The following is a 24,286-nucleotide window of genomic DNA, read 5'->3' as shown; positions in this document are numbered from 1 at the left end:
CGATGGCGCCGGCCTATCTTGAGATAGGCGTTTTCCGCGGGCCTGCCCTTAGATTCAAGGTCGCCGGCGGCCGGCACGGCACCATGCGGGCGCCCGAAGCAGGCGACGCCCCGCCGAGGAGGAGGCCGATGACCGAAGCCGTCGAGGACAGCTACATCCGGATGGTGCGTCGCGTGGCGCACCTCCGGCCGGAGGCGACCGCGCTGCTGATCGGCGACGATCGCCGCACCTACGGCGCGCTCCTCGACAATGCCGGCATCCGGGCGCGGGAGCTGAAGGTGCTCGGGCTCGGGGCGGGGGATCGACTCGGCATCCTGATGCCGACCTCGGTCGACTTCGTCGAGATCATGATCGGCGCCGCGATGATCGGCGTCGTCACGGTGCCGATGAACACCCGCTTCAAGACGATCGAGACGCGCCACATCATCGTCGATTCCGGCATGGCGGCGATCTACACCACCGATGCGATCGACGACGTCGTCAATTTCGCCGAACTGCTCGCCTCGGCCTTGCCGGGGCTAGAGACGCAGACCGACGCCGGCGCGCTGGCGATCGACGGCGTCCCCGGGCTCAGGGCCATCGTTCAGATCGGCGCGCCACGCCCGGCCTTCGTCGAGGCGGCGGCGCTGCGCGACCGGGCACTCGCCCTGCCGCTGCCGGACGAGGGCGAGGCGCCGGCGGCCACGGCGCCGTTCCTGTTGATGTACACCTCCGGAACCACCGCCAACCCCAAGGCCTGCATCCTCTCGAGCCGCGCCTTCCTGTCGACCGCGGCCAGGCTCGCCGAACGCTATGCCATCGGCGAGCGCGACATCTGGTGGTGCCCGCTGCCGATGTTCCACGTGGGCGGCATCATCTTCATGTCGCTGGTGTTGTCGCGAGGCGGCTTCTACATCGGCATGCGCCACTTCACACCGGACGCTGCCTTCGACCTCGTGGAGCGCTTCCGGCCGACCGTGCTCTATCCGCTTTTTCCGCCGATCACCCTGGCGATCATGGACCATCCGCGCTTCGCGAAGGCTGACTTCGGCAGCGCCCGCTACGTGTTCAGCGTGGCGCCGCCCGATGTGCAGATGAAGATCCAGACGGCCTTTCCCACGGCGACCCTGTGCAGTGCGTTCGGCCTGACCGAGGCCTGCGGCGCCGTCACCTTCAGCCCGCCGGACGACAGCGCCGAGGATAGGCTCACCACCTGCGGCACGCCATTGCCGGGATGGGACGTCCGCATCGTGGATCCGGAGACGCAGCAGCCGGCCGGCCCCGGCCAGCCGGGCGAGATCGAGATCCGCGGTGTTGGCCTGTTCGATGGCTATTTCGGCGATGCGGGACTCACGGCGGCGGCCTTCACCCCGGATGGCTTCTGCCGGACCGGCGACATCGGCTCGGTCGATCCCGGCGGACGGCTGCGCTTCCACGGGCGTTTCAAGGACCAGCTCAAGGTCGGCGGCGAGAATGTCTCGGCGCTCGAGGTCGAATCCTTTCTGTGTTCCCATCCTGCGGTCAAGCAGGCGCAGGTGGTCGGTGCGCCGGACGAGCGCTACGGCGAGGTCGTCGCCGCCTTCATCGAGCTGATGAGCGGCGCCGAGCTCAGCGCCGACGACGTGCTCGCCTACTGCGCCGGCAAGATCGCCCGCTACAAGATCCCGCGCTATTTGCGCTTCGTGCAGGATTGGCCGATGTCGGCCACCAAGGTGCAGAAGCACCGGCTGCGTGACCGCATCGCGGCCGAGCTTGCCGCCGGCCACGGTTGAGCGGGGACGCGCCCTTTCTTTCGGTAGGTGCGGACCATGGTGGCGCCGCGGCAATGACGGGTGATGTCATGCCCACGGTCCCTGGCGCGCGATGCCCTGCCATCGCCGTCATCCACGACTGGACCCGTCGAGCGCGTCCCGGAGCCTCCGCCATGCAGCGTCTGATCTTCGAACCCGAGCACGAGCAGTTCCGCGACGGCGTGCGCCGCTTCTTCCAGCGCGAGATCGCCCCCCATGGCGAGCGCTGGCGCGAGCAGGGCTATGTCGACCGCGAGGCCTATCTGAAGGCCGGGAAGCTCGGCTATCTGCTGATGTGGGCCGACGAGGCCTATGGCGGCGCGGGGGTCAAGGATTTCCGCTACGAGCAGATCGTCTACGAGGAGAACATCCGCAACGGCGAGCTCGGCTTCTACATCAACCTGCATTCGGGGCTGGTGGCGCCCTATATCGGCGGCCTCGGCAGTGAGGCGCAGAAGCAGCGCTTTCTGCCGAAATGCATCTCGGGCGAGACCATCCTCGCCGTCGCCATCTCGGAGCCGGGCGCTGGCTCGGACATCGGCGGCATCCGCAGCCATGCCGAGGACAAGGGCGACCACTGGCTGCTCAACGGTTCCAAGACCTACATCTCGAACGGGCAGCTGGCGGATCTCGTCATCGTCGTGGCGCGTACCGTGCCCGACAAGCGCAGCGGGCTCGGGCTGTTCATCGTCGAGGCCGGCATGCCCGGTTTCGAGCGCGGGCGGCGCCTGAAGAAGATGGGAATGTCGGCCCAGGACACCTCGGAGCTGTTCTTCCACGACGTCAAGGTGCCGAAGGACAACGTGCTCGGCGATCCGACCCAGGCCTTCGCCTATCTGGCACGCTTCCTGTCCTGCGAGCGCCTCATCGCCTCGGTCGGCTCCATGGCGGCCGCCCAGACGGCCTTCGACCTGACGCTCGACTACGTCCGCGAGCGGCGGGCCTTCGGCCGTCCCATCGGCGCCTTCCAGAACACACGCTTCGTGATGGCCGACCTGCGGACGCAGCTCGACGTGGCGCAGACCTTCATCGACCAGTGCGTGCTGCTCTACAACGCCGACCGCCTCACGGCCGAGGTCGCGGCCGAGGCCAAGCTGTTTTCCAGCGAGGTCGAGGGGCGGGTGACGGACGCCTGCGTCCAGTTGCACGGCGGGGCGGGCTACATGGAGGAATACCGCATCTCGCGGATGTTCACCGATGCCCGCGTCACGCGCATCTTCGCCGGCTCGTCCGAGATCATGAAGGAGATCATCTCCCGGTCGATCGGTCTCGACGACCGCAAGATGAACTGAGGACGTATCGGAGCTGAACTGGGGTGAATATGGCATACAGGGCATTCTGCGAAGCGTTCTTCGCCGCGCTCGACAAGGGCGACTTCGAAACCCTCGGCGCGATGATGGACCCGGATTTCGTATGCCACGAGGCGGAGGGCCTGCCCTATGGCGGGGCCTGGCGCGGCATCGCCGGCTGGAAGGCGCTGTGCAAGCAGATCGTCGGCGCCTGGGCGGGCGTGAAGGCTGTGCCAATCGAGTTCCTCGGCGAGACCGCGGACACCATAGTGCTGCGCTTGCAGCTGACCGGCCGCTCGCGCCGCACCGGCACCGCCTTCGACACGACGGTGATGGAGCTGTGGCGGTTTCGCGACGGCAAGCTGCGCGAGATCGTCCCCTACTACTGGGATACGGCCGCACTGGTGGCGGCCGACACGCCCTGAACGGCTAGAGCATTTTCGAGCGAAGTGGACACCGGTTCGCGTGAAGAAAATGCGCTAAAACAAAGACATGGATCATTTTCGCGATTCGGAGAAACGCGAAAATGCTCTAGCGACCCAGCACTTCCCGCGGCCGGGGATGAGAGGGTGCGGCGGGTCCGTCATGCCGGGCCCGCGCGGGCGCCGCCGTCGTGGCACCGGAACCCGCCGGATGGCGTGCGTCCGGGCCGCGCCCGTCGGCCTTCAGGCGATCAGGCCGAATTGCCTGGCCCGTTCGACCGCCTGGGAGCGGCGGCGGATGCCGACCTTGTCGTAGACCTGCTGCATGTACCACTTGACCGAGCCCTCGGAGAGGCCGAGGCGGTTGCCGATCTCGCGGTTGCGCATGCCGCAGCCGACCAGCGTCAGGATTTCCAGTTCCTTGCCGCTCAGCCGGCCGTAGAGGCCCTCGTCGCCCGGCACCACCGCGACGACCGGCGCCGTCCGCCGGCTGCGGAAGGCGTCGAGCACGTGGCGGGCGAACAGGTCGGTCGGGTGCTGCGATTCGAGCGCATCGCCATAGGCCTCCGTGAGGATGGTGAGCACGGCGGTGCCCTCGTCGAGGAAACTGCGCACCACATTGGCATTGGAGGCGAGGGCGATCGCCTCGCGCATCAGGCGCTGCGCCGCACGCGGATCGCCGTTGATCATCAGGATCTGGGCCGCCAGGATGTTCCAGCGGATGCCGGCGCGCCGCGCGCCGCGGCTGGCGCAGAAGGCCCGCCACTGCTTGGCGAGGGCGAGGGCTTCGGCCATCTGATCGCGGCTCATGGCGATGCGCACCCAGATGGCAGCGCGGAGATCGTCACGCGAGGTGGCATTGCCGGCCGGGCCGAGGCCATCCGGTTTGTCGGGAAGCTTGGCGGCGGCGGCATGCTGGAGCGCCGCCTCGGGCTGGCCGTTGCGCAGCAGCAGACGCACCTGCTCGTGAATCACGGCGAGGCGAAGTCGCTCCAGGTCGCCCTCATGCGCCACCTCCATGGCTTCGTCGAGCGCCCGGCGCGCTCCGGCCATGTCGCCAGCGCTGGCATGCAGGCGCGCCCGCACCACATGGCCCGCCTGGAGCTGGTCGACGAAGCAGATCTCGCGCGAGACGGGCAGATGGTCGTCGACCAGCCGGCGCGCCGCGTCGAGATCGTTGGCCTCGTAGCGGAGGTCGGCCAGCGGCAGCGCGACGAGGGCACCGAGCCCGGATTTCGGTCCGGCCCAGCGGGCGCTCTCGGCGAGGCCCTGTTCCAGGGCGGTGGCCGCCGCCTCCGTGCGCCCGGCGGCCAGGAGAGACAGGCCGACGGAGGCCTGCAGGGCGATCTTGGCGAAGCGGTAGCCCGATTCGTCCGCCAGCATGCGGGCCTGCGCGTAGAGCTTCTCCAGGCCATCGAAGCGGAACTGCTCGCGCCGCGCCGCGGCCAACTGGCCGTAGACGGTGCAGGTGAGGTAGGGGCGCTGGGTGCCGAAGATCTGGATGAGGGAGTTGCACTCCTCCTCCACCCGCGCCGGCTCGTCGCGCGCGGCGGCGATCACCATGGCGCGATGGCGGATGGTATGCTCGAGGGCGGCGATGGCGTCCGGATCGCCGGCGTCACCGGCGCGCAGTTCCGCCACATGGGCGCGGGCGATGGCCAGCAGACGCTCGGCCTCGGCAGTGTTGCGGCTGCGGGTCTTCAGCCAGGCGATGGCCAGCACCGTGCGCGGCGCGCGCGCCAGCGCCTCGGCGGTCAAACCGGCCGCAAACTGGGCGATGATGCCGATCTTTCCCTTGAAAGTCAGCTCGTCGGCGTTGCGCTCCAAAAGGTCGACCAGCATGGCGTCGTCGCGTGCCTGAAGCGCGTGTTCCAGCGCCTCGACGACCTGGCCTTCGCCGGCGAACCAGGCGGCGGCGCGGCGGTGAAACCGGGCGACGGCGCCGGGCTCGGTCTCGGCCAGCTTGCGCCGCAGGAACTCGGCGAACAGGCTATGGTAGCGGAAGCTGGCACCCTCGTCGTCCATCTGGACGATGAACAGGCCGTGCTCCTCGAGGGCCCGCAGCATGGTGCCGGCCCCGGCCGCGCCGGTCATCGCCTCGCAGAGCCGGGGCGTCAGCCGCTCAAGCACGGCGGTCTCGAGCAGGAAGCGCTGCACGTCGGGGCGCTGGCCGGCGAAGACATCCTCCTCGAAATAGTCGGCGATCGCCCGGCGGCGGCCCGAGAACGCCACCACGAAGGCGCTGGGATCCGGGGACTTGGCCATGCCGAGGAGGGCGAGCTTGAGGCCCGTCACCCAACCCTCGGTCTTGCCGACGAGCGCGGCGACTTCAGTATCCGTCAGGCCGGGCGCGCCGGCGCCGAGCAGGAGCGCGGAGGCCTCGGCGATGGTGAAGCTGAGCTGTGCGTAGCCGATTTCGTACAGCTGGCCATAGGCGCGCATCGCCGCGAGCTCGATATGGCGGGTGTCCCTCGCGCCGAAGGCGACATGCACCTGGCCGGGGGCGTGCGCCACGAAATCGCCCAGCGCCACCGCCGCCTCCGCATCGAGCGCATGCACGTCGTCGAAGAACAGGAAGACGGGCTCGGCGTGCGCCGACAGGCGCTCGATCACCTGGACCATCAGGGCGTCAGCGTTGAGAAAGGACTGATGGGCGGCGAAGGGGCAGAGCTCATCGCCGAGACCGGGGATGCGCGACAGCATCGCCGCGATCGAGCCGATGAGGGCGGAGGCGCTGTTTTCGCGTGCGGTGAGTGTCAGCCAGCCTACGGTGGCGCCGCCCGACGCCAGTTCGTCGTGCCATTGCGCCATCAGGGTCGTCTTGCCGTAGCCGGCGGGCGCCTGGATGACGGTGAGCCGGTGACGGGCGACCTCGCTGGCCAGGGTGCGCAGGCGCGCACGGTCCAGCATCCCGAGAGGTTCCAGCGGCGGGACGAACTTCGTGCACAACGTGGGCATGGCGTCTTCCTCTCCCTGCGGTGCCGGAGCGGACAGGCTTACCGCGTCCTTGATCCGGCGTCGTGCCGATTTTCTACCATTCGTCTGGTTGAAAAAACAAGATGCATCTGGAACGATTTTTGTAATTATCCGGGGGGGGGGGGGGGGGGGGGGGAATGGTCCCGCCGGCCGGTGGCTGGGTGTAGCCCTCAGTAAATCCGCGCTGCCCGGGAGGGTGCAGCGCCCCGCTCCGCATGCAGCCGCCTGTGGGCTCCCGCGGCGCGCGGCCTATCGGACGATAGGTCACCCGGCCTGCCATTGGGTGGAGGTTAAGGCTTGTCGCCCTCCGCCGGTGGAGGGTCCCGCCAGCGCGACACGCGCCGGCGCAAGAGCGGTCACAGCATGGTCCAGTCTCCCACTTCACTGTTCGACGTCTCGGGCAAGGTCGTCCTCATCACGGGCGGCGCGCAGGGCATGGGGCGCATGATCGCCGAAGGCTTCGTCGCCGGAGGTGCCAGGGTCCACATCACCTCGCGCAAGGCGGATGTCGCGGCAGCCGCGGCCGAGGCGATGAACGCGCAAGCCACGAGGGCCGAGGCCACGGGTGCGACAGGCGCGTGCATCGCCATCGCCCGCGACCTGTCGTCGCCGGAGGACGCGACCGCGCTGGCGCGGGATATCGCCGAGCGCGAGACCAGGCTCGACGTGCTGATCAACAATGCCGGGCGCACCTGGGGAGCGCCCCTGGCGACATTCCCTGACAAGGCGTGGGCGTCGGTGATGGCCGTGAACGTGCAGGCGCCGTTCACGCTGGTCCGGGATCTCCTGCCGCTGCTGCGCGCCGCAGCCACGGCATCGGACCCGGCGCGCGTCATCAATATCGGCTCACTGGCCGGGCGCATCGTCGAGAGGCTATCGGCATTCTCCTATGCTGCCAGCAAGGCCGCCGTCCATCACCTGACGCGGGAACTGGCGGCGGAACTGGCGCGCGACCGGATCACCGTCAACACGGTTGTGCCCGGCTATTTCCCCACGCAGATGACCTCGCATATCCGCGCCGGGGAAGAGCGGTTGGCCGGATTGGTGGAGCGCATCCCGCTCGGCCGGCTCGGTTCGGCGGAGGACGTGGTGGGCGCCTGCGTCATGCTGTCCTCGCGGGCGGGCGCCTATATCACCGGCTCCGAGATCGTCATCGATGGCGGCCTGGCCGGGTGCCGTTAAGGACGTGATCATGCCTGTGCTGTCGGGATTGAAGATTGTCGAATTCGACGCGCTCGGACCGGTGCCGCTCTGCGCCATGATCCTAGCCGACCATGGCGCCGAGGTGGTGCGCATCGCACGGCCGGGAACGCCTGTGGTGGACGAGAGCGTCGGCGGCGCCATCCTGCATCGCGGGCGCCCCCTGGTGACGCTCGACCTGAAGAAGTCCGGCGATCGGGACGCCGCTCTCGACATCATCGCCGCGGCCGATGCGGTCATCGAGGGCTTCCGACCGGGTGTAATGGAGCGGCTTGGCCTCGGCCCCGAGGCCTGCCATGCCCGCCAACCGGGGCTCGTCTACGGACGCATGACCGGCTGGGGCCAGTCCGGCCCGCTGGCCGAGCGCGCCGGCCATGACATCAACTATATCGCGCTCACCGGGGTGCTGGCGGCGATCGGTCCGCTGGACGCGCCGGTGCCGCCCCTGAACATCGTCGGCGACTATGCCGGAGGCACCATGTTCCTGGCCTTCGGCCTCCTGGCCGCGCTGCTCGAGGCGCAGCGCACCGGTCGCGGGCGGGTGGTCGACGTGGCGATGTGCGACGCGGTGCCGGTGCTGCTCAGCCTGGTCCAGGCGTTCCGGCAGACCGGCGGCTGGGAGGATGCCCGCAGCCGCAACCTGCTCGACGGCGGGGCGCCGTTCTACCGCTGCTACGCCTGCCGCGACGGGCGCTTCGTCGCCGTCGGCGCCCTGGAGCCCCAGTTCTACGCGGCGCTGATGCAGGGCCTTGGGCTGGCGCCGGAGGATTTTCCGCAGTATCCCCGCACCGGCTGGCAGGCCATGCAGGCAGCGATTGCCGCGCGGTTCATGACGCGCGACCGCGACGCCTGGGCCGACCACTTCTCGGCGATCGACGCCTGTGTCAGCCCGGTGCTGACCTTCGCCGAGGCGCCGGATGCGCCGCATCTCAAGGCGCGTGGAGTCTTTCGCCACCGCGACGGCCTCATCGAGGCGGCGCCGGCGCCGCGCTTCGGGGATTGGGGCGCGGCGCCGACGCCTTCTGCCGCGATGATGCCAGATGAACTCTTGGCGCGGTGGCGTTCATGATCTATGTGCCTCTATGCCATGATGGCTGGAGTGTAGAGGTGGCGGGCAGCACATGAGCAGTGAGGCAACCGGACCCAAACCACCTGCCGCGATCGACAGGATGTCCGGGGAACTGCGCAAGGCCGATCTCCAGGACGCCGCGACGCAGCTCTTTTCAGAGCGGGGTTATGACGGGTCGTCGCTCCAGGAGATCGCCGACCGTATCGGCATCCTGAAGGGAAGCGTCTATTACTACTACCAGTCGAAGGAGGACCTGCTCTTCGACATCGTCAAGGCGATCCACGACGAGCATCTCGAGAATGTGCGCATGCTGGCTGCGCGCGCCGGCGACCCGATGCAGCGGCTGCACGCCGTGCTCGTCGGCCATGCCATCTTCGTTTGCGAAAATCTGGTGAAGACCACGGTGTTCCTGCGGGAGCTTGAGCGTCTGCCCGCAGAACGTCAGGCCGAGATCCTGCGTCCGGACCACGCCTACCAGCGGGTTTTCCGCGACCTGATCACCGAGGCCAGGGATGCCGGGCTGGTCGCGGCGGAGGTCAGCCCCAAGCTCGCCTCCCTGTGGATCCTCGGTTCGCTGAACTGGCTGCACCGCTGGTACCGCCCGCATGTCACCAGCGGGCCCGAGCAGGTGGCCGAGCAATTCGCCGACCAGTTGACCAGGGGCATCAAGCCCTCGGTGCTGTGGGAGCGCCAGGCCCGTTCGTCATGACCATGCCCAATGCTTTGCTATCACGGCCGGCGCGCACCGCCCCCCGCCTGGGAGGAGCCTGAGCATGGCCCAACCGGCCCGCAAGCGACTGTCGCACGAGGAGCGGCGGCGCGAGATCATGCATGTCGCCAAGCAGATCATCCACCGCAAGGGGTTTGAGGCGGCCTCGTTGCAGGATATCGCCGACGCGCTGAACATGAAGAAGGCGAGCCTGTACTATTATTTCGGCTCGAAGGAGGAACTCCTCCAGGACGTGCTGGCGGCAATCATCGGCGAGGGCATGGCCCTCGTCCGCGACATTCTCGCCAGCGACCAGGACGACCCGCTGACCCGCCTGTGGCGGCTTGTCGCGAGCCACATCCACCATCTCTGCGCGAACGTGGTCAATGTCGCGGTCTTCCTGCACGAGCGCAAAGTGATCCCGCTGGAAAAGCGCAAGACGCTGCTGGCCGACGACTACGCCTACCAGGCGGCCTTCATCGATACCATCCGGGCCGGCCAGCAGGCCGGCCAGATCCGCGCCGACGTCGACGCCAAGCTTGCGGCGCTCAGCCTGCTTGGCTCGACCAACTGGACCTACACATGGTTCAAGTCGGACGGGGACCTGGAACCGGCCTTCATCGGCCGCCAGTTCGCGACCATGACGATCAACAGCCTGGCCAACGCGCAGACGCTCGGGACCTGGCAGCCGCCGGCCGCGTAATACGCCCGCTCTTGCCGCCGCGGCGTAAGCACCCGCCGTCCGCGAGCCGCCCCTTCCCCGTCACCACCGGGCTTGTCCCGCTGACCCCGATCGGCGAGGGCAATCCCATCGGGTTGGCCGAAACAAGCCCGGCCATGACGGGTGGGGGGACGGAGAGGGCGAAGGACGGATGGCGAGAAGGAGGGACGGGGGCCGTTGCATGTCGGCCGGCGCCCGGGCCGTTCCCGCTCCGCCATGGCGGGCGGTGGCGGAAGCCCTTTCGTCTCTGGTCCGGTCCGCGGTGGACAATGCCGCTGTCCACGAGCGGTCCATCGACGGTCATCACCCGGGCTGTTTCGTCGCCACCGATCTTTGGATAGGCGGCAGGGCGCGGCAAGGCGCTAGGCTTCCCTGCAATTAACCGCAAGGAAACGCCGCCATGACCGAACTCGACGCCCTCGTCGCCCGCATCGAGGCGCTCGAGGCCGAACGCGAGATCACCCGCACGCTCCATGCCTACGGCCACACCATCGGCCGCGGCGAGGACGACGGCTGGATCGATTGTTTCACCGAAGACGGGGTGTTCGAGGTGCGGCGGCGTCCACTGGGCGCCACCGGCGCGACATCGCATCCCCATCCCGACGTGCGCGCCGGCGGCGACGGCGCGGCCATCCGCTACGAGGGCGCCGGCCTGCGCCAGTTCATCTCCCGCCACCCGCGGCCACCCTCCCGCTGGCACAAGCATATCGTCGTCGATCCTGCCATCATCCTGGACGGGGCCGCCGCCTCGGTGGTCAGCTTCTTCGTCCGCCTCGATGCCGGGCCGAACGGCCATCCGCACCTCACCGCCTTCGGCCGCTACGTCGACAGGATGGCGCGCTGCGACGACGGTCGCTGGCGCTTCCGGCATCGCATCGCCGAGGTCGAGTCGCGGGGTGCCGATCCCATCTGAATGCGACAGGCCTCCGCGCGCGCCGCGCTCCCATACGGCACGGCTTCCGCTCTATCGGAAGATAGGTGAGGGCGCCCCGCTCAGGTCTACCTTCGGGCAATGGTTGAGGATGGGCGTTTCATGACCGGATCGACGACGCTTCACGACGATTTGCGGGCCATCTTCCGTTCCGAGCCGGCGGCGCTTGCCAATCCCTTCCCCGTCTGGAACCGCCTGCGCGACGAGCACGCTGTGCTGCGCCTGGACGAGGCCCTGCTGGTGGGCCGCCATGCGCTCGTCGGGTCGCTGATGCGCGACGTGCGCTTCCTGTCCAATTCCAAGGGTCGCGGCTCGCAGTTCGAGGCGATCCGGGCGCGGCTCGGCGGCGAGGACCGGATCGCCCTCGACGAGGTCACGGCCTTCGAGGCAAACTATGTCAGCCGCAACAACGGCGAGGCCCACGCCCGCCTGCGGCGGATCGCGCAGCGGGCCTTCCACCCCCAGCGCGTCGCCGCGCTGAAGGAGCGGATCCGCTGGCATATGGACGATCTGATGGCGGAGACGGCGCTCCAGGACGGCTTCGACCTGAAGGCGCTCGCCTACCGGCTGCCGCTGCGGGTCATCGGCGAGTTGCTGGAGATCGACGCCGGCGACCTGGAGCAGATCCACGCCTGGTCCGACGCGGTGGGCCGCAACCGCGGCGGCACGGATACCCCGGCGCTGCTCGCCGCCCATCGCGCCCTGCGCGAATTCCGCAGCTACACGGAAGGCCTGGTCGCGCGCAACCGCCGGCGCGGCGTGCAGGGCGACGGCAGCATCGTCGATCTCCTGATCGGCGCAGAGCAGGAGGAACGCCTGTCGGCGGTCGAGCTCACGGCGATGTTCGTGATCCTGCTGTTCGCCGGGCATGAGACCACCACCAATCTGATCGCATCCGGCATTCACCAGCTGCTGGTGTCCGGGGAATGGAACAGACTCGTCGCCGCCCCGGAGGCGATCCCGACCACTGTGGAGGAAATGATCCGCACCGTGACGCCGGTGCAGTTCGCCGGGCGGGTCGCTTCCGAGGATATCGAGGTTGCCGAAGAGATGGTGCCGGCTGGCACCACCCTCTACCTGATCCTGGCTGCCGCCAACCGTGATCCAGCCGTGTTCCAGGAGCCGGACCGCATGGACGTGATGCGCAAGGACGTGCGCGGGCACCTCGCCTTCGGCCACGGCCCGCATCTGTGCATCGGGCTGCAACTGGCACGCCTCGAGGCCGCGACGGTGCTCGAGGAACTGGTCTCCCGCCATCCGTCCCTCGGCCTTGCCGAGGGCGACCTGCGCTGGGGAGGCCACGCCATGCTGCGCGGACTGGTCGAACTTCCCGTGCGCTTCGCCGCGCCGGCCGAACATGCGTGAGCACAGGCCCTGACATGAACGCAATGCCTCCCCAACTCAACGAACGCTCCGCCGACGTGGTCGTCGTCGGAACGGGCGCCGCCGGCCTCGCGGCGGCGCTGACCGCCAACGGATCCGGCTTCGACGTGCTGATGCTGGAAAGCTCGGATCTCCTGTCCGGATCGACGGCGCTTGCCGGTGGCGGCATCTGGGTGCCGGCCAACCGCTTCATGCTGGCCGATGGTGACAAGGATTCGGCCGAGGACGCCCTGCGCTATCTCGACGACGTGGTCGGCGACCAGGGACCGGCGACCTCGAACGCCCGCAAGCGGGCCTTCGTCGAGAACGTGACGAAAGCCATGGCCTTCCTCGAATCCACCGGCATCCGCCTGCGGCGCACGCCTGGCTATCCCGATTATCATCCCGATCGGCCCGGAGCGTCGGTTGCCGGGCGCGGCATCGAATCCGCCGTATTCGACATGAACCAGCTCGGCGACTGGTCGACGCGCTTCCTCCGCCGGCCGTTCCCGCGCACCATGCCGATGGGCACGCGCGACGTGGCGCGCCTCGTGCTCGCCAAGCGTACCCTGAGCGGCCTCCTCACCTACGCCCGCGTCTTCGTGCATTTCCTCTGGGGCAAGGCCACCGGCCGGCGGCTCGCCGCCGGCGGCGGGGCGCTCGCCGGCCAGATGCTGAACCAGGTGCGCCTGCGCAACATTCCCCTGCTGCTGCAGACCCGCGTCACCGAACTCGTCAAGGACGGCGAGCGGGTCGTGGGGGTGCGGGCGGAGGGTCCGGACGGGCCGCTCACCATTTCGGCGCGCCGGGCCGTCGTGCTGGCGGCCGGCGGTTTCGCGCGCAATGCCGAGATGCGCGGCACCTACCAGCCGTCGCCGGTCACCGGCGCCTGGACCTCGGCGAGCAAGTCCGATCTCGGCGACGGCATCCGTCTTGGCCAGTCGGCAGGTGCGGCGCTGTCGCTGATGGACGAGGCCTGGTGGGGACCGGCCAGCGTCATGCCGAACGGCGTCGCCATCTTCCATGTCTCGGAACGCTCCAAGCCCGGATCGCTGATCGTCGATGCCACGGCGCGGCGCTACATGAACGAGGCGATCTCCTACGTGGATGCCGGCCACGAAATGATCGAGCGTAACAAGAACGGCCAGAGCATCCCGTCGTGGCTGATCTTCGACCAGAACTACCGCTCGCGCTATCCGTTCGGCTTGCTGTTTCCCGGGGTCACGCCGAAGGAACTGGTCGACAAGGGCTATTTCCGGCGTGCCGACAGCATCGCGGCGCTCGCCGCGATGATCGGCCTCGACGCGCCGACGTTGACCCAGACGGTCGAGCGCTTCAACGGCTTTGCCCGCCGCGGCGTTGACGAGGACTTCGGCCGGGGCAGCAATCCCTACGACCGCTATTTCGGCGACCCGACGGTCAAGCCCAATGCTTGCCTCGCCCCGCTGGTGAAGGCGCCGTTCTGCGCGGTGGCGCTCTATCCCGGCGATCTCGGCACCAAGGGCGGGCTGGTGACCGACGAGCATGCCCGAGTGCTGCGCGAGGATGGCAGCGTCATCGAGGGGCTCTATGCCGCGGGCAACACCACCGCCTCGGTGATGGGCAGGCGCTATCCCGGGCCGGGCGTGACGCTCGGGCCGGCGATCACCTTCGGCTACCTCGGCATGCGTCATCTGGCTTCGGTCGCCAAGGCGCGTGCCTAGCACGGGATCAGGCGCCGCTTCCGGGGTGCGATCCAGGCGGCGGCCGTAACATACAGAAGCCGCGCCGCTCGTTCGGGCTTTCCGGCGGGCGCGACAGGTTCGGGGAGACGAGACGATGAAGATCCTGATTACCGGTGCCGCCAGCGGCATCGGCCGCGCCGCCGCCTTCCGGCTGCAGGATGATGTCGCCCGCCGCGAGGGCCGCGGCGCCGAGCTCATGCTTGTCGACATCCATGCAGCGCCGCTCGAGGAGGTCGCCGGCGAACTGGCGGCGAAGGGCGCGACGGTCAGGACCTTCGTCGGCAATCTGGCAGATCCCGCCGTGCCGGCGGCGGCGGTCGCCGCCACGGAAGCGACCTTCGGCGGCCTCGACGCCCTGATCAGCAATGCCGGCATCATCTCCCGCGGCACGCTGCTCGAAATCAGCCTCGAGGAATATGAGCGCGCCTTTGCCATCAACACGCGCCCCACCTGGCTGCTGAGCAAGGCCGCCTATCCCATGCTGGCGGCGGCCAGGGGCTGCCTTGTCGCCACGGCGTCGATCGCCGCGCACGAGCCGACGCCGACGCTTGGCGCCTACGCACCGTCGAAGGCAGCCCTCATCATGCTGGTGAAGCAGCTTGCCTGCGACTGGGGGCCGGCCGGCATCCGCTGCAACACGGTCTCGCCCGGCAGCACCCAAACGGCGATCTCGGCCAATTCGTCGTCGCCCGGCCAGGACCGCCGCGAGGGCCGCAACCCCCTCAGGATGATCGCCCAGCCCGAGCACCAGGCGGCGGTGATCGCCTTTCTGGCGGGCCCGGACGCGGCCTTCGTCACCGGCGCGGATTTCGTCTGCGACGGCGGCGCCCAGACTCAGCTGATGACGGCATCGGGCATGGGAAACCCGTGGCAAAGGCCGGATTGATCCACGTTCAACAACAAAAACTGTCCAGGGAGGACTTGCCATGACCATGCGTGATTGGGTTTCGAGGCGAAGGGCGATGTGGCTGGCAGTGGCCGGCGCAACGATGGCGCTGGCGGCGGGCGGCCCGGCCCTGGCCCAGGGGCCGGTGCCAGCCGCCGATCTCCCGGCGCTGATCAAGGCCGCGCAGGCCGAGGGCGAGTTCACTTTCTACAGCGCGGCGACCGAGAACGTGGCGAGCCGCGTGACCAAGGCCTTCGCCGACAAATACGGCATCAAGGCGCAGTTCCTGCGCCTCGGCAGCGCCGCCTTGCTGCAGCGCTACGCCACCGAGGCGGAATCCGGCAAGATCGTCGCCGACATCATCCTCTCCGGCGGCAATTCAGTGCCCTTCGCCCGCCAGGGCATCGCCAAGGGCTGGATCGAGCCGCTCTCCAAGGCCGGCATCCCTGCGGTGACCTCCGGCGAGTTTCCCAAGGCCTTCGATCGCGACGTCTCGGCGATCGTCCAGGTGCAGCTCTGGCAGTTCGCCTACAACAACGAGAAGGTGAAGGCCGCCGACGCCCCCAAGGACTGGCCGGATATTCTGAACCCGAAGTACAAGGGCGAGTTTATCCTTCCCGATCCGGCATCGTCGGACGCCTATGTCGATCTGTGGGCGGCGCTTTACGCCAAATACGGCGATGAATTCTTCAAGAAGCTGCGTGAACAGGACCCACGCCTGTTCCCCGCCGGTGTTCCCGCCATGCAGTCGCTGGCCGCCGGCGAGGGGGCAGTCCAGGCCCCGGTGACGGCGCCGCAGACCAAGGCCATGCAGGACAAGGGCGCGCCGCTGACCATCGTCCGCCCGTCCTATACGACCGGCGTCGAAATGCAGCTGATTCTCACCGACCGCGCTAAGGCCAAGTCGCCCAATGCGGCGCGGCTGTTCGCCAATTTCCTGATGAGCGCCGAGGGCAACAAGCTGCTCAATGCCGAGGTGGGCAACGTCTCGGTCTACGATACCACGGCATTCCCGCCGGAATATGTGTCGCCTGATCCCGGCAATGCGGGCCGCAAGGATCAGATCCGCAAGCTCCTCGGACTGTGATCGACAGCCCGCCCATGAGCACTGTTCAGACCCGAGGGCCCGACTGGGTGGGCAATGCCCCGGACATCGTCTTGCCGGCCGCCGGCAAGACGGTGCGCCGGCGGCCGTCGCTGTTCGATGTCGTCAGCATCGGGGTGGTCGCGGCGCTGGCCTTCCTGGCGCTCTACCCGCTGGCGCGGATCGCCATCCGGCTGTTCTTCACCGGGGAGGGCGGCGGGGCTGCCGCGCTGGCGGTCTATGGTCAGCCGGGTACCTGGGTGGTCATCTCCAATACGGTCATCGTCGTCGCGGCGAGCGGTATGCTCTCCCTCGCCATCGGCTCGGCCCTCGCCTGGATCAACGAGCGCACCGACGCGCGCATCGGCGTGCTCACCGACATCGTGCCGCTCCTGCCCTTCCTCGTGCCGCCGATCGCCGGGGCCATCGGCTGGGTGCTGCTGCTCTCGGACAGGGCCGGCTTCGTCAACGCCGTGCTGCGCTGGGCGCTCGGACTGTTCGGCGTGGAGATGACGCGCGGTCCGCTCAACATCTACACCTGGGGCGGATTGATCTTCGTCTACACGGTCTATGCCGTTCCCTACGTCTATCTCGTCGTCTCGGCGGGGCTGCGCAATGTCGACAGCGCCCTCGAGGAACAGTCGCGCATCTGCGGCAACGGCCTGCTGCGCACCATGGCCAAGGTGACCATTCCGGCCGTGCGGCCGGCGCTGGGCGGCGCGGCGCTGCTCATCGTCTGGTTCGGCTTCTCGCTGTTCTCGGTGCCGGCGATCATCGGCACCGGCGCCAAGATCGAGGTGCTGCCGGTACGGCTGGTGCGGCTCGTGACCTTCACCTATCCGCCCGACATGGCCGGCGCGATCGGCCTCGGGCTCGTCGTGCTGCTGGCTGTCGGCACGGCGTGGATGCTGCAGCTCAAGGTGCTCTCCAAGGGCCGGTTCGCGACGGTCAGCGGCAAGGGCAGCCGCACCGTCACCATCGAGCTCGGCGCCTGGCGGCCGGTGGCGCGCAGCGTCATCGTCCTCTACATGCTGATCTCGGCGGTGTTGCCGCTGGTCGCCCTGCTTCTGGTGGCGCTCAACGGCTTCTGGACGCCGACCATCCGCTGGACGGCGCTGAACTTCAACACCTTCCGGGAGATCCTCTTCGAGGACGGCCTGACGCTCACGGCGCTGAGCAACAGCCTGTCGCTTGGCATCGCCGGCGCCACCATCGGCATCGTCGCCGCGGCGGTCCTGTCGCTCTTCGTACAACGCCACGGCTCGGCGGCGGCGCGTGCCGTCGACGGGCTGATCAAGCTGCCGGCCTCGGTCTCGAGCATCGTGCTGGCCCTGGGCTTCGTGCTGGCCTTCAGCGGCGCGCCGTTCAACCTGAACGGCACGTTCCTCATCCTGCTCATGGCCTATCTCGCCCTCTACATGCCGCAGGCGTCGGTGGCGGCGGATTCGGCGGCGGCGCAGGTCGGGCGCGAGCTCACCGAGGCGTCGCGCATCTGCGGGGCGAGCGGCGGACGCACGTTCATGCGCGTCAGCCTGCCGCTGATGCTGGGCGGGCTCGCCGCCGGCTGGGCACTGCTGTTCGTGCGCATGATCAGCGACCTCACCGCATCCTCGATCCTCGCCGGCACCCAAAACCCGGTGGTCGGCTTCCGCATCCTGGAGATCTACGAGGGTGCGTCATTCGCGGGGCTCGCCGCGCTGTCGAGCCTGTTGACCGTCATCAGTTGCCTGGTGGTCGGCCTCGTCCTCGTGTTCTCGCGCCGCCGCGGACGCGGCACGCCCAGGAGTGCATCATGAGTAACGCCGGCGTCATTCCCGTCCTGGAGCGCGCTCCGCATCGTCCGCAAGGGCGTGTCGGCGAACAGAGCGTCGCCAATGCGATCGCCAGCCAGGCGCAGCCCGTGGTCTCCGTCCGCGACCTGCACAAGCAGTTCCGCCGCGAGGACGGCCGCACGGTGCCGGCCATCGACGGCATCTCGCTCGACGTCGGGCAGGGCGAGGTGCTTGTGCTGCTTGGCCCCAGCGGCTGCGGCAAGACCACGCTGCTGCGGGCGATCGCCGGCCTGGAAAAGCCCGATGCCGGGCAGATCGTGATTCATGGCCAGCCCGCCTTCGACGGTGCGCGCGGCCTGAACCGCCAGCCGGAGGACCGGCGCATCAGCATGATCTTCCAGTCCTATGCGCTCTGGCCGCATATGTCGGCGGCCGACAACGTGTCCTATCCGCTGGTATCGCGCGGCATGGCCAAGGCCACGGCGGCGGCGCAGGCAGTCGATGCGCTGCGGCAGGTCGGCATCGGCGATCTCGGCGGACAATATCCGGCACAGATGAGCGGTGGCCAGCAGCAGCGTGTCGCGTTGGCCAGGGCGGTCGTCTCCAAGGATGCGCTGGTGCTGTTCGACGAACCCCTGTCGAATGTCGATGCCAAGGTGCGCCAGCAGCTGCGTCTCGAACTGATCGACATGCAGCGCAAGCTCGGATTCAGCGCGGTCTATGTCACCCATGACCAGATCGAGGCCATGGCCCTGGCCGATCGCATTGCCGTGCTGCGCCAGGGGCGCGTCGAGCAGATCGGCGCCCCGGATGCCATCTACGACCGGCCGGTGTCGCGCTACGTCGCCAATTTCATCGGTACGACCAACGAGCTGCCAGGCCGGGTGATCGGCGTCGCCGCCGGCCAGGCCGAGGTGGACACGGCGCTCGGCCGGCTGTCGGTCGGCGCGCCCGACGGCGCGGCAGCAGGCGACGCGGTCTGCGTGCTGTTCCGGCCGGAGCATTGCGCCGTCGGGGCGGCGCGCCCGGCCGACGGGCCAGGCTGGGAGGGCGTCGTGGTCAATTCGGTCTTCCTCGGCGCCTATACCGAAACCCTGCTGCGCTGCGGCCATCTGCAGTTCCAGGTATGGGGCCAGAGCGCGCCGTTGCCGGCAGGCGCGACCATGTGGGTGTCCACCAGGGCGGAGCGCCTGCGCATGGTGCCGCAGGACAGCTAGGACCGCGAGCCGCCATTGCCCATCCCTTCGAGATCGCCAGGCCGCGCCATGCCCGGATCCCCGCGGGGCGGACCAAGGCGGGCGCCCCGCTTCCCCGCCCACTCGGCCCGACGGCGCGGGTGGTGCCCCCGGCCGCGGCCATGATGCACAGGCCGGCGGCAAGCGGAGGGCCGCGGCTGTTGCCGCTCCTCTCCATTCCCTTCTGCGTCATGACCGGCACGGGCATGATGTTTCCGCTGCTCGCCGTCATGGCCGAGCGCGACGGCAGCGGACAGGCCGGTGCCGGCATCCTGCTGACCAGCTTCGCCGCGGCGAGGCTCGCTTCCAACATGCCGGCCGGCGTGGCGGCGGACCGCTACGGCCGCACCGTGGTGATGCGGGCGGGGTTGCTGATTCTGGCGCTCGGCTCGTTCGGCGCCTATTGGGCGCTGGGGCTGCTGGCCTCCGCCCTGTGCATCCTGCTGCTCGGAGCGGGTTCGTCGATCGCCCTGACAGCGGCTCTCGCGGCCCTGACGGACCGGTCGGCCGCGGGGACGCGGGGCCTGATGATGAGCCGCTACCAGACGGCGGTGCTGATCGGCATATCGCTCGGGCCGGTCACCGGCGGCCTGCTCAGCACCCGCTTCGGCGTGGCATCGCCGTTCCTGCTGCAGGGGGTGATGGCCTCGCTCGCCCTGGCGCTGGCGCTCGCCTACGCCGCGGATCGTCCCCAGGTGCAGGCGCCGCCGCACGCTGCCCCTGCGCCCGGGCGAAGTGGCAGCGTGCTGACCCAGTTCCTGTCGCTCGGCTTCGCCGTGCTCGGCGTGCTGACATTCACGCTCTACATGACACGCACGGCCACCTCCTGGCAGATCGTGCCGATCATCGCACGCGACGCGTTCGGCATGAGCTTCGAGACGGTAGGGCTGCTGCTCACCGCCGGAGCGCTCGCCAACTTGGTCATCCAGCCGTTCATCGGCCCGTTCATCGACCGGCTGGGCGCGGCCCCGTCGATCCTGCTCGGCAGCGTGACCGTGACGGTCGCCTTCGTGCTGATCAGCATAGAGAGCGACGTCCGTTTCCTGTGGGCCGGCGTCGTGCTGTCGGGGGCGGCGAGCGGCATCCTGGCGCCGTCGCTCAACAGCTTCGCCGTCGATCTGTCGAAGGGTGGCTATGGCGCGACGCTGGGCGCCCTGCGCACCGCGGGCGATGCCGGGCTGGTGCTCGGCCCCCTGGTGCTCGGCCCCATGCTGGCGTTGTTCGGCCTGAGCCACCAGGTCGGGCTGATCGCCTCGGCGGTGACTATGGCCGCGAGTACGCTGCTGTTCATCGCCGTGCACGGCGGCCGCCTGGGCCGGCCCGGCTGACAGCCGGGCGCCGCGCCGTTACAGCAACTCGCGCAGGCGAAATTTCTGTACCTTGGTCGCCGACATCGGCCATTCGGTGACGAAGATCACCTGCCGCGGGATCTTGAAGTTGGCGATCTGGCCCTTGCAGAACGCCAACAGCCCCTCTTCGTCGACGCTCATGCCGGGATTGCACTCGACGAAGGCAACCGGCACCTCGCCGAGGCGTTCGTCGCTGCGGCCCAGCACCTGCACGAATTTCACGGCCGGATGGCCGCTGAGAAAGGACTCGACCTCGGCGGCGGCGACGTTCTCACCGCCGACCTTGAGCATGTCCTTCAGGCGGCCGAGGAAGTAGAGCCAGCCTTCCGCGTCGAACATGCCGAGATCGCCTGTCCGCACCCAACCGTCGGCCAGGATGGTCTTGTGCGTGTGCGCCGGGTCCTTGTAGTAGCCACGGAAGGCGCCGGCGCCGCGGAAGACGATCTCGCCGCGGGTGTCGGCCGGCAATTCCTCCAGGGTCTCGGGATCGACGATCTTCGCCTCGGCGCCGTGCAGCGGACGGCCGCTCGAGGCGAGGCGCTTGTCCTCGGGCGCATCCGGCGGGGTCAGCATGAACAGGCCCGACGATTCCGACATGCCGAACAGGTTCATGATCGGCACGTCCGGCGGCAGCAGGTCGCGGATGACATACTGGGTGCCGAGCGGACCGACATTGACCATGCTCTTGACGAAGCCGGTCCAGCGCGCCCGGTCGTAGTGCGGGGAGCGCAGCACCGGAAGGCTGAGAGTGTGGAAGCCGGGATAGAGATGCTCGACCCGGTACTCCTCGATCAGCTGCGCCACCAGGTCGGGATCGAAATGCGGGGTACTCAGGATGGCGGCCCCACACGCCATGATGCCTGTGATGAGACCGATGCCGCCGGAGTGGAAGAACGGCATGGGGTCCCAGACCGTTTCACCCGGCGCCAGCCCGACAGAACGGGAATAGACCCGCCACGCCCGCTGCAAGCTGGCGTGCGAGAGTTTGCAGGCCTTCGGCGCGGCGGTGGTGCCGGAGGTGTAGATCATCACCGCCGTGTGCTCGGGATGTTGGGCGGCGTGGGCGCTGTCGAGCACGCTGTCCGGGACAGATGCGCCGCGCGCCAAGAGATCGGCATCCGACAGCGCCGGCTCCCAGCGCGTCTCGCCGAACAGGACGATATGGTCGAGTAGCGGCGCCTCCGCCAGCGCGATGCCATCGGGCGACGGGGCGTCGGAGAGCCTGGGGAAGGTGGCAGCCAGAAGACCGGCGAAGTCGACATGGTCGCGGATCCGGTCCGTCGTGATGACGATGCGGGCATCCGTGTGGGGAACCACTGTCGCCAGTTCGTGCTGCTTGAAACGGGCGTTGTAGAGGACGCTCTTGCCACCCGCGAGCTGCACCGCGAAATGCGCGAGCAGGAAATCCAAACAGTTCGGCATCATGATGCCGACGTGCTGACCGGGTTCGAGCCCCAGCGCGATCAGGCCCTTGGCCAGCGCCCGGCTACGCTCGTACAGTGCTCCATAGGTGATCGTCACGTCGGGAAAGATGGCATAGAGCTCATCCGGACGAACGCGTGCGTTGTTCTCGAGGAGTTGGGCGAGGGTAAAGACGCTATCGTTGCGAGGCGTGGTCATGGATCGTCCCTGGGCATTGGCCGGCCTGGTCTAAGACTTTACACACGCGCGCCTGCGTCAAAGCGGATGATCGACGCGTTCATGAAGCGGTTCTCGATGAGATGGCAGACCAGTTGGCCGAATTCGTCCGCGTGTCCCAGACGCTTCGGAAACACGGTCTTGGCGACCAGCGCCGCGGTCCAGTCGGCGGGCAGGCCGCCGAACATCTCGGTGTCCATGAATCCCGGGCAGATCGCATTGATGCGAATGCCGAGGCGGGCGAGGTCCCGCGCGACCGTCAGCGTCAGGGACACGACGCCGCCCTTGCTCGCGGCGTAGGCGGCACTGCTGCTGGCATCCACGGCCGCGATCGAGGCCGTATTGACGATGACGCCGCGCTCGCCGTCCGGCCCGGGCGCGTTGCGCGCCATGTGCCGGGCGCAGTGGGCAAGCACCTGGAACGTACCGGTGAGGTTGACGTCGATCGTGCGCCGGAACAGCGCCATCGGAAAGATGCCGTCGTCGCCGACCACCGGCGCGCCCTTGACGATGCCGGCGCAGTTCACGCAGACATGCACCGCGCCGAAGCGCGCCACCACCGCCGCGATGGCGGTCGCGACGGCTTGTTCGTCGCTGACATCAACGGCGAGAAAGAGTTCGCGTTCGTCGTCGGGTGCCCGATGCGGCTCCCGCAGGTCGAGATTGGCGACCCTGGCGCCGCCGGCGAGCAAGGCCTCGATTGTTCCCTGCCCGAGACCCGACGATCCGCCGGTGACGACACAGACCCGATCTTTCACATCCATGGGCGTCCAGTCCTGAACGGCGTCTTCTCGGCATGCGCCTAGGCGTCAATCTACCGGCCCGCGGCCGCCCGCCACCTATCGCCCGATAGGGGCCGTTGCGCGGGCCGCCGCTGCGACAACAAGAAGGACCGGACGTGGTCGATCCGGCCCAGTTGCCCCCGGTGGGCGCCGGGGGTCAGGGGAGGGGGGAGCCGGCGCCGGCGCGATCAGAACGATCGCGGCAGCCCGAGCCGCTCGGCGATGCCATTGCGGGCCATCTCGTTGGTGATCGGGCCGATCTTCCACAGGCGCGCGTCGCGCCAGTAGCGCTGCATGTCGGTTTCCGCCGAATAGCCCATGCCGCCGAGGATCTGGATGCCGAGGTCGGCGGCCTGCACCGCGTAGTCGGAGGCCATCACCTTGAGCATGCTCGATTCCATGCCACAGTCCTTGCCCTGCGACTGCAGCCAGGCGGTGTTGTGCAGCATCAGCTCGATGGCCTTCTGCCACGTCGCGATATCGGCGACGTAGTGCTGCAGCGCCTGGAAGGAGCCGATGGTCTTGCCGAAGGCCTTGCGCTGCTTCATGTAGTCGAGGGCGTCCTCGAGTACGCCGTCGATGACACCGAGGCAGAAGGCGCCGACCATGATGCGCTCGTTGTTGAGCGTCGGCAGCAGCATATACCAGGCGCGGCCCGGCTCGCCGAGCACGAGGTCGTCGGGCACGAAGACATTGTCGATATGGACGAGGCAGGAGCCGATCGAGCGCATGCCGAGTTTCGGCAGCGGCGTGACGGTCAGGCCCTTCTGCTTGGCCGGCACAAAGAACAGCGTGACGCCGTGATGGCGCTTCTCGACATTCTTGTCGGTACGGGCGAGCAGCAGGATGTAGTCGGCCACATGCGATGACGAGCACCAGATCTTCTCGCCATTGATGACCCAGCCGCCGTCGACCCGCTCGGCGGTGGTGCTGAGCGCCCCTAGCACGTCCGTGCCGCCGTTCGGCTCGGTGAAGCCGATCGAGGCGCGCAGCTCACCGCGCGCCATAGCTGGCAGGAAGCGCTTCTTCTGCTCCTCGTTGCCGTAGACGCCGATCGACTTGCCGCCGGCGAAGGACGTCAGGCCCCAGATCCAGGCGAGGCCGCCGAGGGAGCGGGCAAGCTCGCGACCGAGAATCATCTGGGTCATGACGTCGCCGCCCTGGCCGCCATAGGCCTCGTCGATGCCGATGCCGTGGAAGCCGGCGGCGGTGAACTTGTCCCAGAGCGCGAAGGGATAGTCGTGCTCGTTGCGCTCCAGTTCCCGCGCCCAGGCCTTCGGGGCCTCCGTGTCGACCCAACGCCGCACCATGTCGCGAAATGCGCGGTTTTCTTCGGAAAGCTCGAAATCCATGACGGGGCTCCTTTCG

At 68.6% G+C, this 24,286-nt stretch carries 19 protein-coding genes; 15 read left to right on the top strand and 4 right to left on the bottom strand.

The features are described 5' to 3' along the window. Nucleotides 1–128: 128 nt before the first annotated feature. The 3 genes from C7450_RS04580 to C7450_RS04570 all read left to right on the top strand — a co-directional run bounded on the left by C7450_RS04580 (nt 129) and on the right by C7450_RS04570 (nt 3,483). Nucleotides 129–1,751, top strand: coding sequence for a class I adenylate-forming enzyme family protein (locus tag C7450_RS04580; RefSeq protein ID WP_170147045.1), 1,623 nt, complete (start codon nt 129–131; stop codon nt 1,749–1,751). A 152-nt stretch (nt 1,752–1,903) separates the two neighbouring features. Beyond that, nucleotides 1,904–3,061, top strand: coding sequence for an acyl-CoA dehydrogenase family protein (locus tag C7450_RS04575; protein ID WP_110373145.1), 1,158 nt, complete (start codon nt 1,904–1,906; stop codon nt 3,059–3,061). Between the two features lie 29 nt (nt 3,062–3,090). Beyond that, nucleotides 3,091–3,483 (top strand): nuclear transport factor 2 family protein, encoded by a 393-nt coding sequence (locus C7450_RS04570; protein WP_110373144.1) that lies wholly within the window; start codon nt 3,091–3,093, stop codon nt 3,481–3,483. Nucleotides 3,484–3,723: 240 nt separating this feature from the next. Here the strand turns inward: C7450_RS04570 and C7450_RS04565 are convergent, their stop codons facing one another. After that, nucleotides 3,724–6,438, bottom strand: a complete 2,715-nt coding sequence (locus C7450_RS04565; RefSeq protein ID WP_110373143.1) for a winged helix-turn-helix domain-containing protein — start codon at nt 6,436–6,438, stop codon at nt 3,724–3,726. Nucleotides 6,439–6,753: 315 nt separating this feature from the next. On the opposite strand from C7450_RS04565, the gene C7450_RS04560 reads away from it, so the two are divergent. From C7450_RS04560 to C7450_RS04505, 12 genes are all read left to right on the top strand, one after another. After that, the gene (locus C7450_RS04560; protein ID WP_245449470.1) at nt 6,754–7,638 is read left to right on the top strand and encodes an SDR family oxidoreductase; all 885 of its coding nucleotides are present in this window, start codon (nt 6,754–6,756) and stop codon (nt 7,636–7,638) included. Nucleotides 7,639–7,648: 10 nt separating this feature from the next. Beyond that, entirely contained in the window at nt 7,649–8,725 is a 1,077-nt protein-coding gene (locus tag C7450_RS04555; RefSeq protein ID WP_110373261.1) for a CaiB/BaiF CoA transferase family protein, read from the top strand. A gap of 52 nt (nt 8,726–8,777) precedes the next feature. Further along, nucleotides 8,778–9,434, top strand: coding sequence for a TetR/AcrR family transcriptional regulator (locus C7450_RS04550; RefSeq protein ID WP_110373141.1), 657 nt, complete (start codon nt 8,778–8,780; stop codon nt 9,432–9,434). A gap of 64 nt (nt 9,435–9,498) precedes the next feature. Next, on the top strand, nt 9,499–10,137 hold the full coding sequence (locus C7450_RS04545) for a TetR/AcrR family transcriptional regulator (RefSeq protein WP_110373140.1): 639 nt from the start codon (nt 9,499–9,501) through the stop codon (nt 10,135–10,137). 418 nt (nt 10,138–10,555) lie between these two features. Then, complete coding sequence (locus C7450_RS04540) at nt 10,556–11,068, top strand: nuclear transport factor 2 family protein (RefSeq protein ID WP_110373139.1); 513 nt, start codon at nt 10,556–10,558, stop codon at nt 11,066–11,068. A 120-nt stretch (nt 11,069–11,188) separates the two neighbouring features. Continuing rightward, nucleotides 11,189–12,451: a cytochrome P450 gene (locus tag C7450_RS04535; protein WP_170147044.1), complete on the top strand. Its 1,263-nt coding sequence runs from the start codon at nt 11,189–11,191 to the stop codon at nt 12,449–12,451. 14 nt (nt 12,452–12,465) lie between these two features. Continuing rightward, nucleotides 12,466–14,151, top strand: a complete 1,686-nt coding sequence (locus C7450_RS04530) for an FAD-dependent oxidoreductase (RefSeq protein ID WP_210206357.1) — start codon at nt 12,466–12,468, stop codon at nt 14,149–14,151. 115 nt (nt 14,152–14,266) lie between these two features. Then, nucleotides 14,267–15,058: an SDR family NAD(P)-dependent oxidoreductase gene (locus C7450_RS04525; protein WP_110373136.1), complete on the top strand. Its 792-nt coding sequence runs from the start codon at nt 14,267–14,269 to the stop codon at nt 15,056–15,058. Nucleotides 15,059–15,098: 40 nt separating this feature from the next. After that, entirely contained in the window at nt 15,099–16,145 is a 1,047-nt protein-coding gene (locus C7450_RS04520) for an ABC transporter substrate-binding protein (RefSeq protein WP_110373135.1), read from the top strand. 14 nt (nt 16,146–16,159) lie between these two features. After that, entirely contained in the window at nt 16,160–17,938 is a 1,779-nt protein-coding gene (locus C7450_RS04515; RefSeq protein WP_146227256.1) for an ABC transporter permease, read from the top strand. Further along, a complete protein-coding gene (locus C7450_RS04510) occupies nt 17,935–19,131 on the top strand; it encodes an ABC transporter ATP-binding protein (RefSeq protein ID WP_110373133.1) in 1,197 nt (398 codons plus the stop codon). Before C7450_RS04515 ends, C7450_RS04510 begins: the two co-directional genes overlap by 4 nt. After that, nucleotides 19,080–20,477 (top strand): MFS transporter, encoded by a 1,398-nt coding sequence (locus C7450_RS04505; protein ID WP_170147043.1) that lies wholly within the window; start codon nt 19,080–19,082, stop codon nt 20,475–20,477. Before C7450_RS04510 ends, C7450_RS04505 begins: the two co-directional genes overlap by 52 nt. An 18-nt stretch (nt 20,478–20,495) precedes the next feature. Here the strand turns inward: C7450_RS04505 and C7450_RS04500 are convergent, their stop codons facing one another. The 3 genes from C7450_RS04500 to C7450_RS04490 form a co-directional block, all read right to left on the bottom strand. Next, nucleotides 20,496–22,118, bottom strand: a complete 1,623-nt coding sequence (locus C7450_RS04500) for a class I adenylate-forming enzyme family protein (RefSeq protein WP_110373131.1) — start codon at nt 22,116–22,118, stop codon at nt 20,496–20,498. 38 nt (nt 22,119–22,156) lie between these two features. Next, on the bottom strand, nt 22,157–22,900 hold the full coding sequence (locus tag C7450_RS04495; RefSeq protein ID WP_110373130.1) for an SDR family NAD(P)-dependent oxidoreductase: 744 nt from the start codon (nt 22,898–22,900) through the stop codon (nt 22,157–22,159). Between the two features lie 206 nt (nt 22,901–23,106). Continuing rightward, a complete protein-coding gene (locus C7450_RS04490; RefSeq protein WP_110373129.1) occupies nt 23,107–24,270 on the bottom strand; it encodes an acyl-CoA dehydrogenase family protein in 1,164 nt (387 codons plus the stop codon). Between the last annotated feature and the right edge of the window lie 16 nt (nt 24,271–24,286).

The organism is Chelatococcus asaccharovorans, from assembly GCF_003201475.1.
GTDB lineage: Bacteria > Pseudomonadota > Alphaproteobacteria > Rhizobiales > Beijerinckiaceae > Chelatococcus > Chelatococcus asaccharovorans.
Note: the sequence above shows the minus strand (reverse complement) of the source record. Positions and strands in the feature narration are given on the sequence as shown.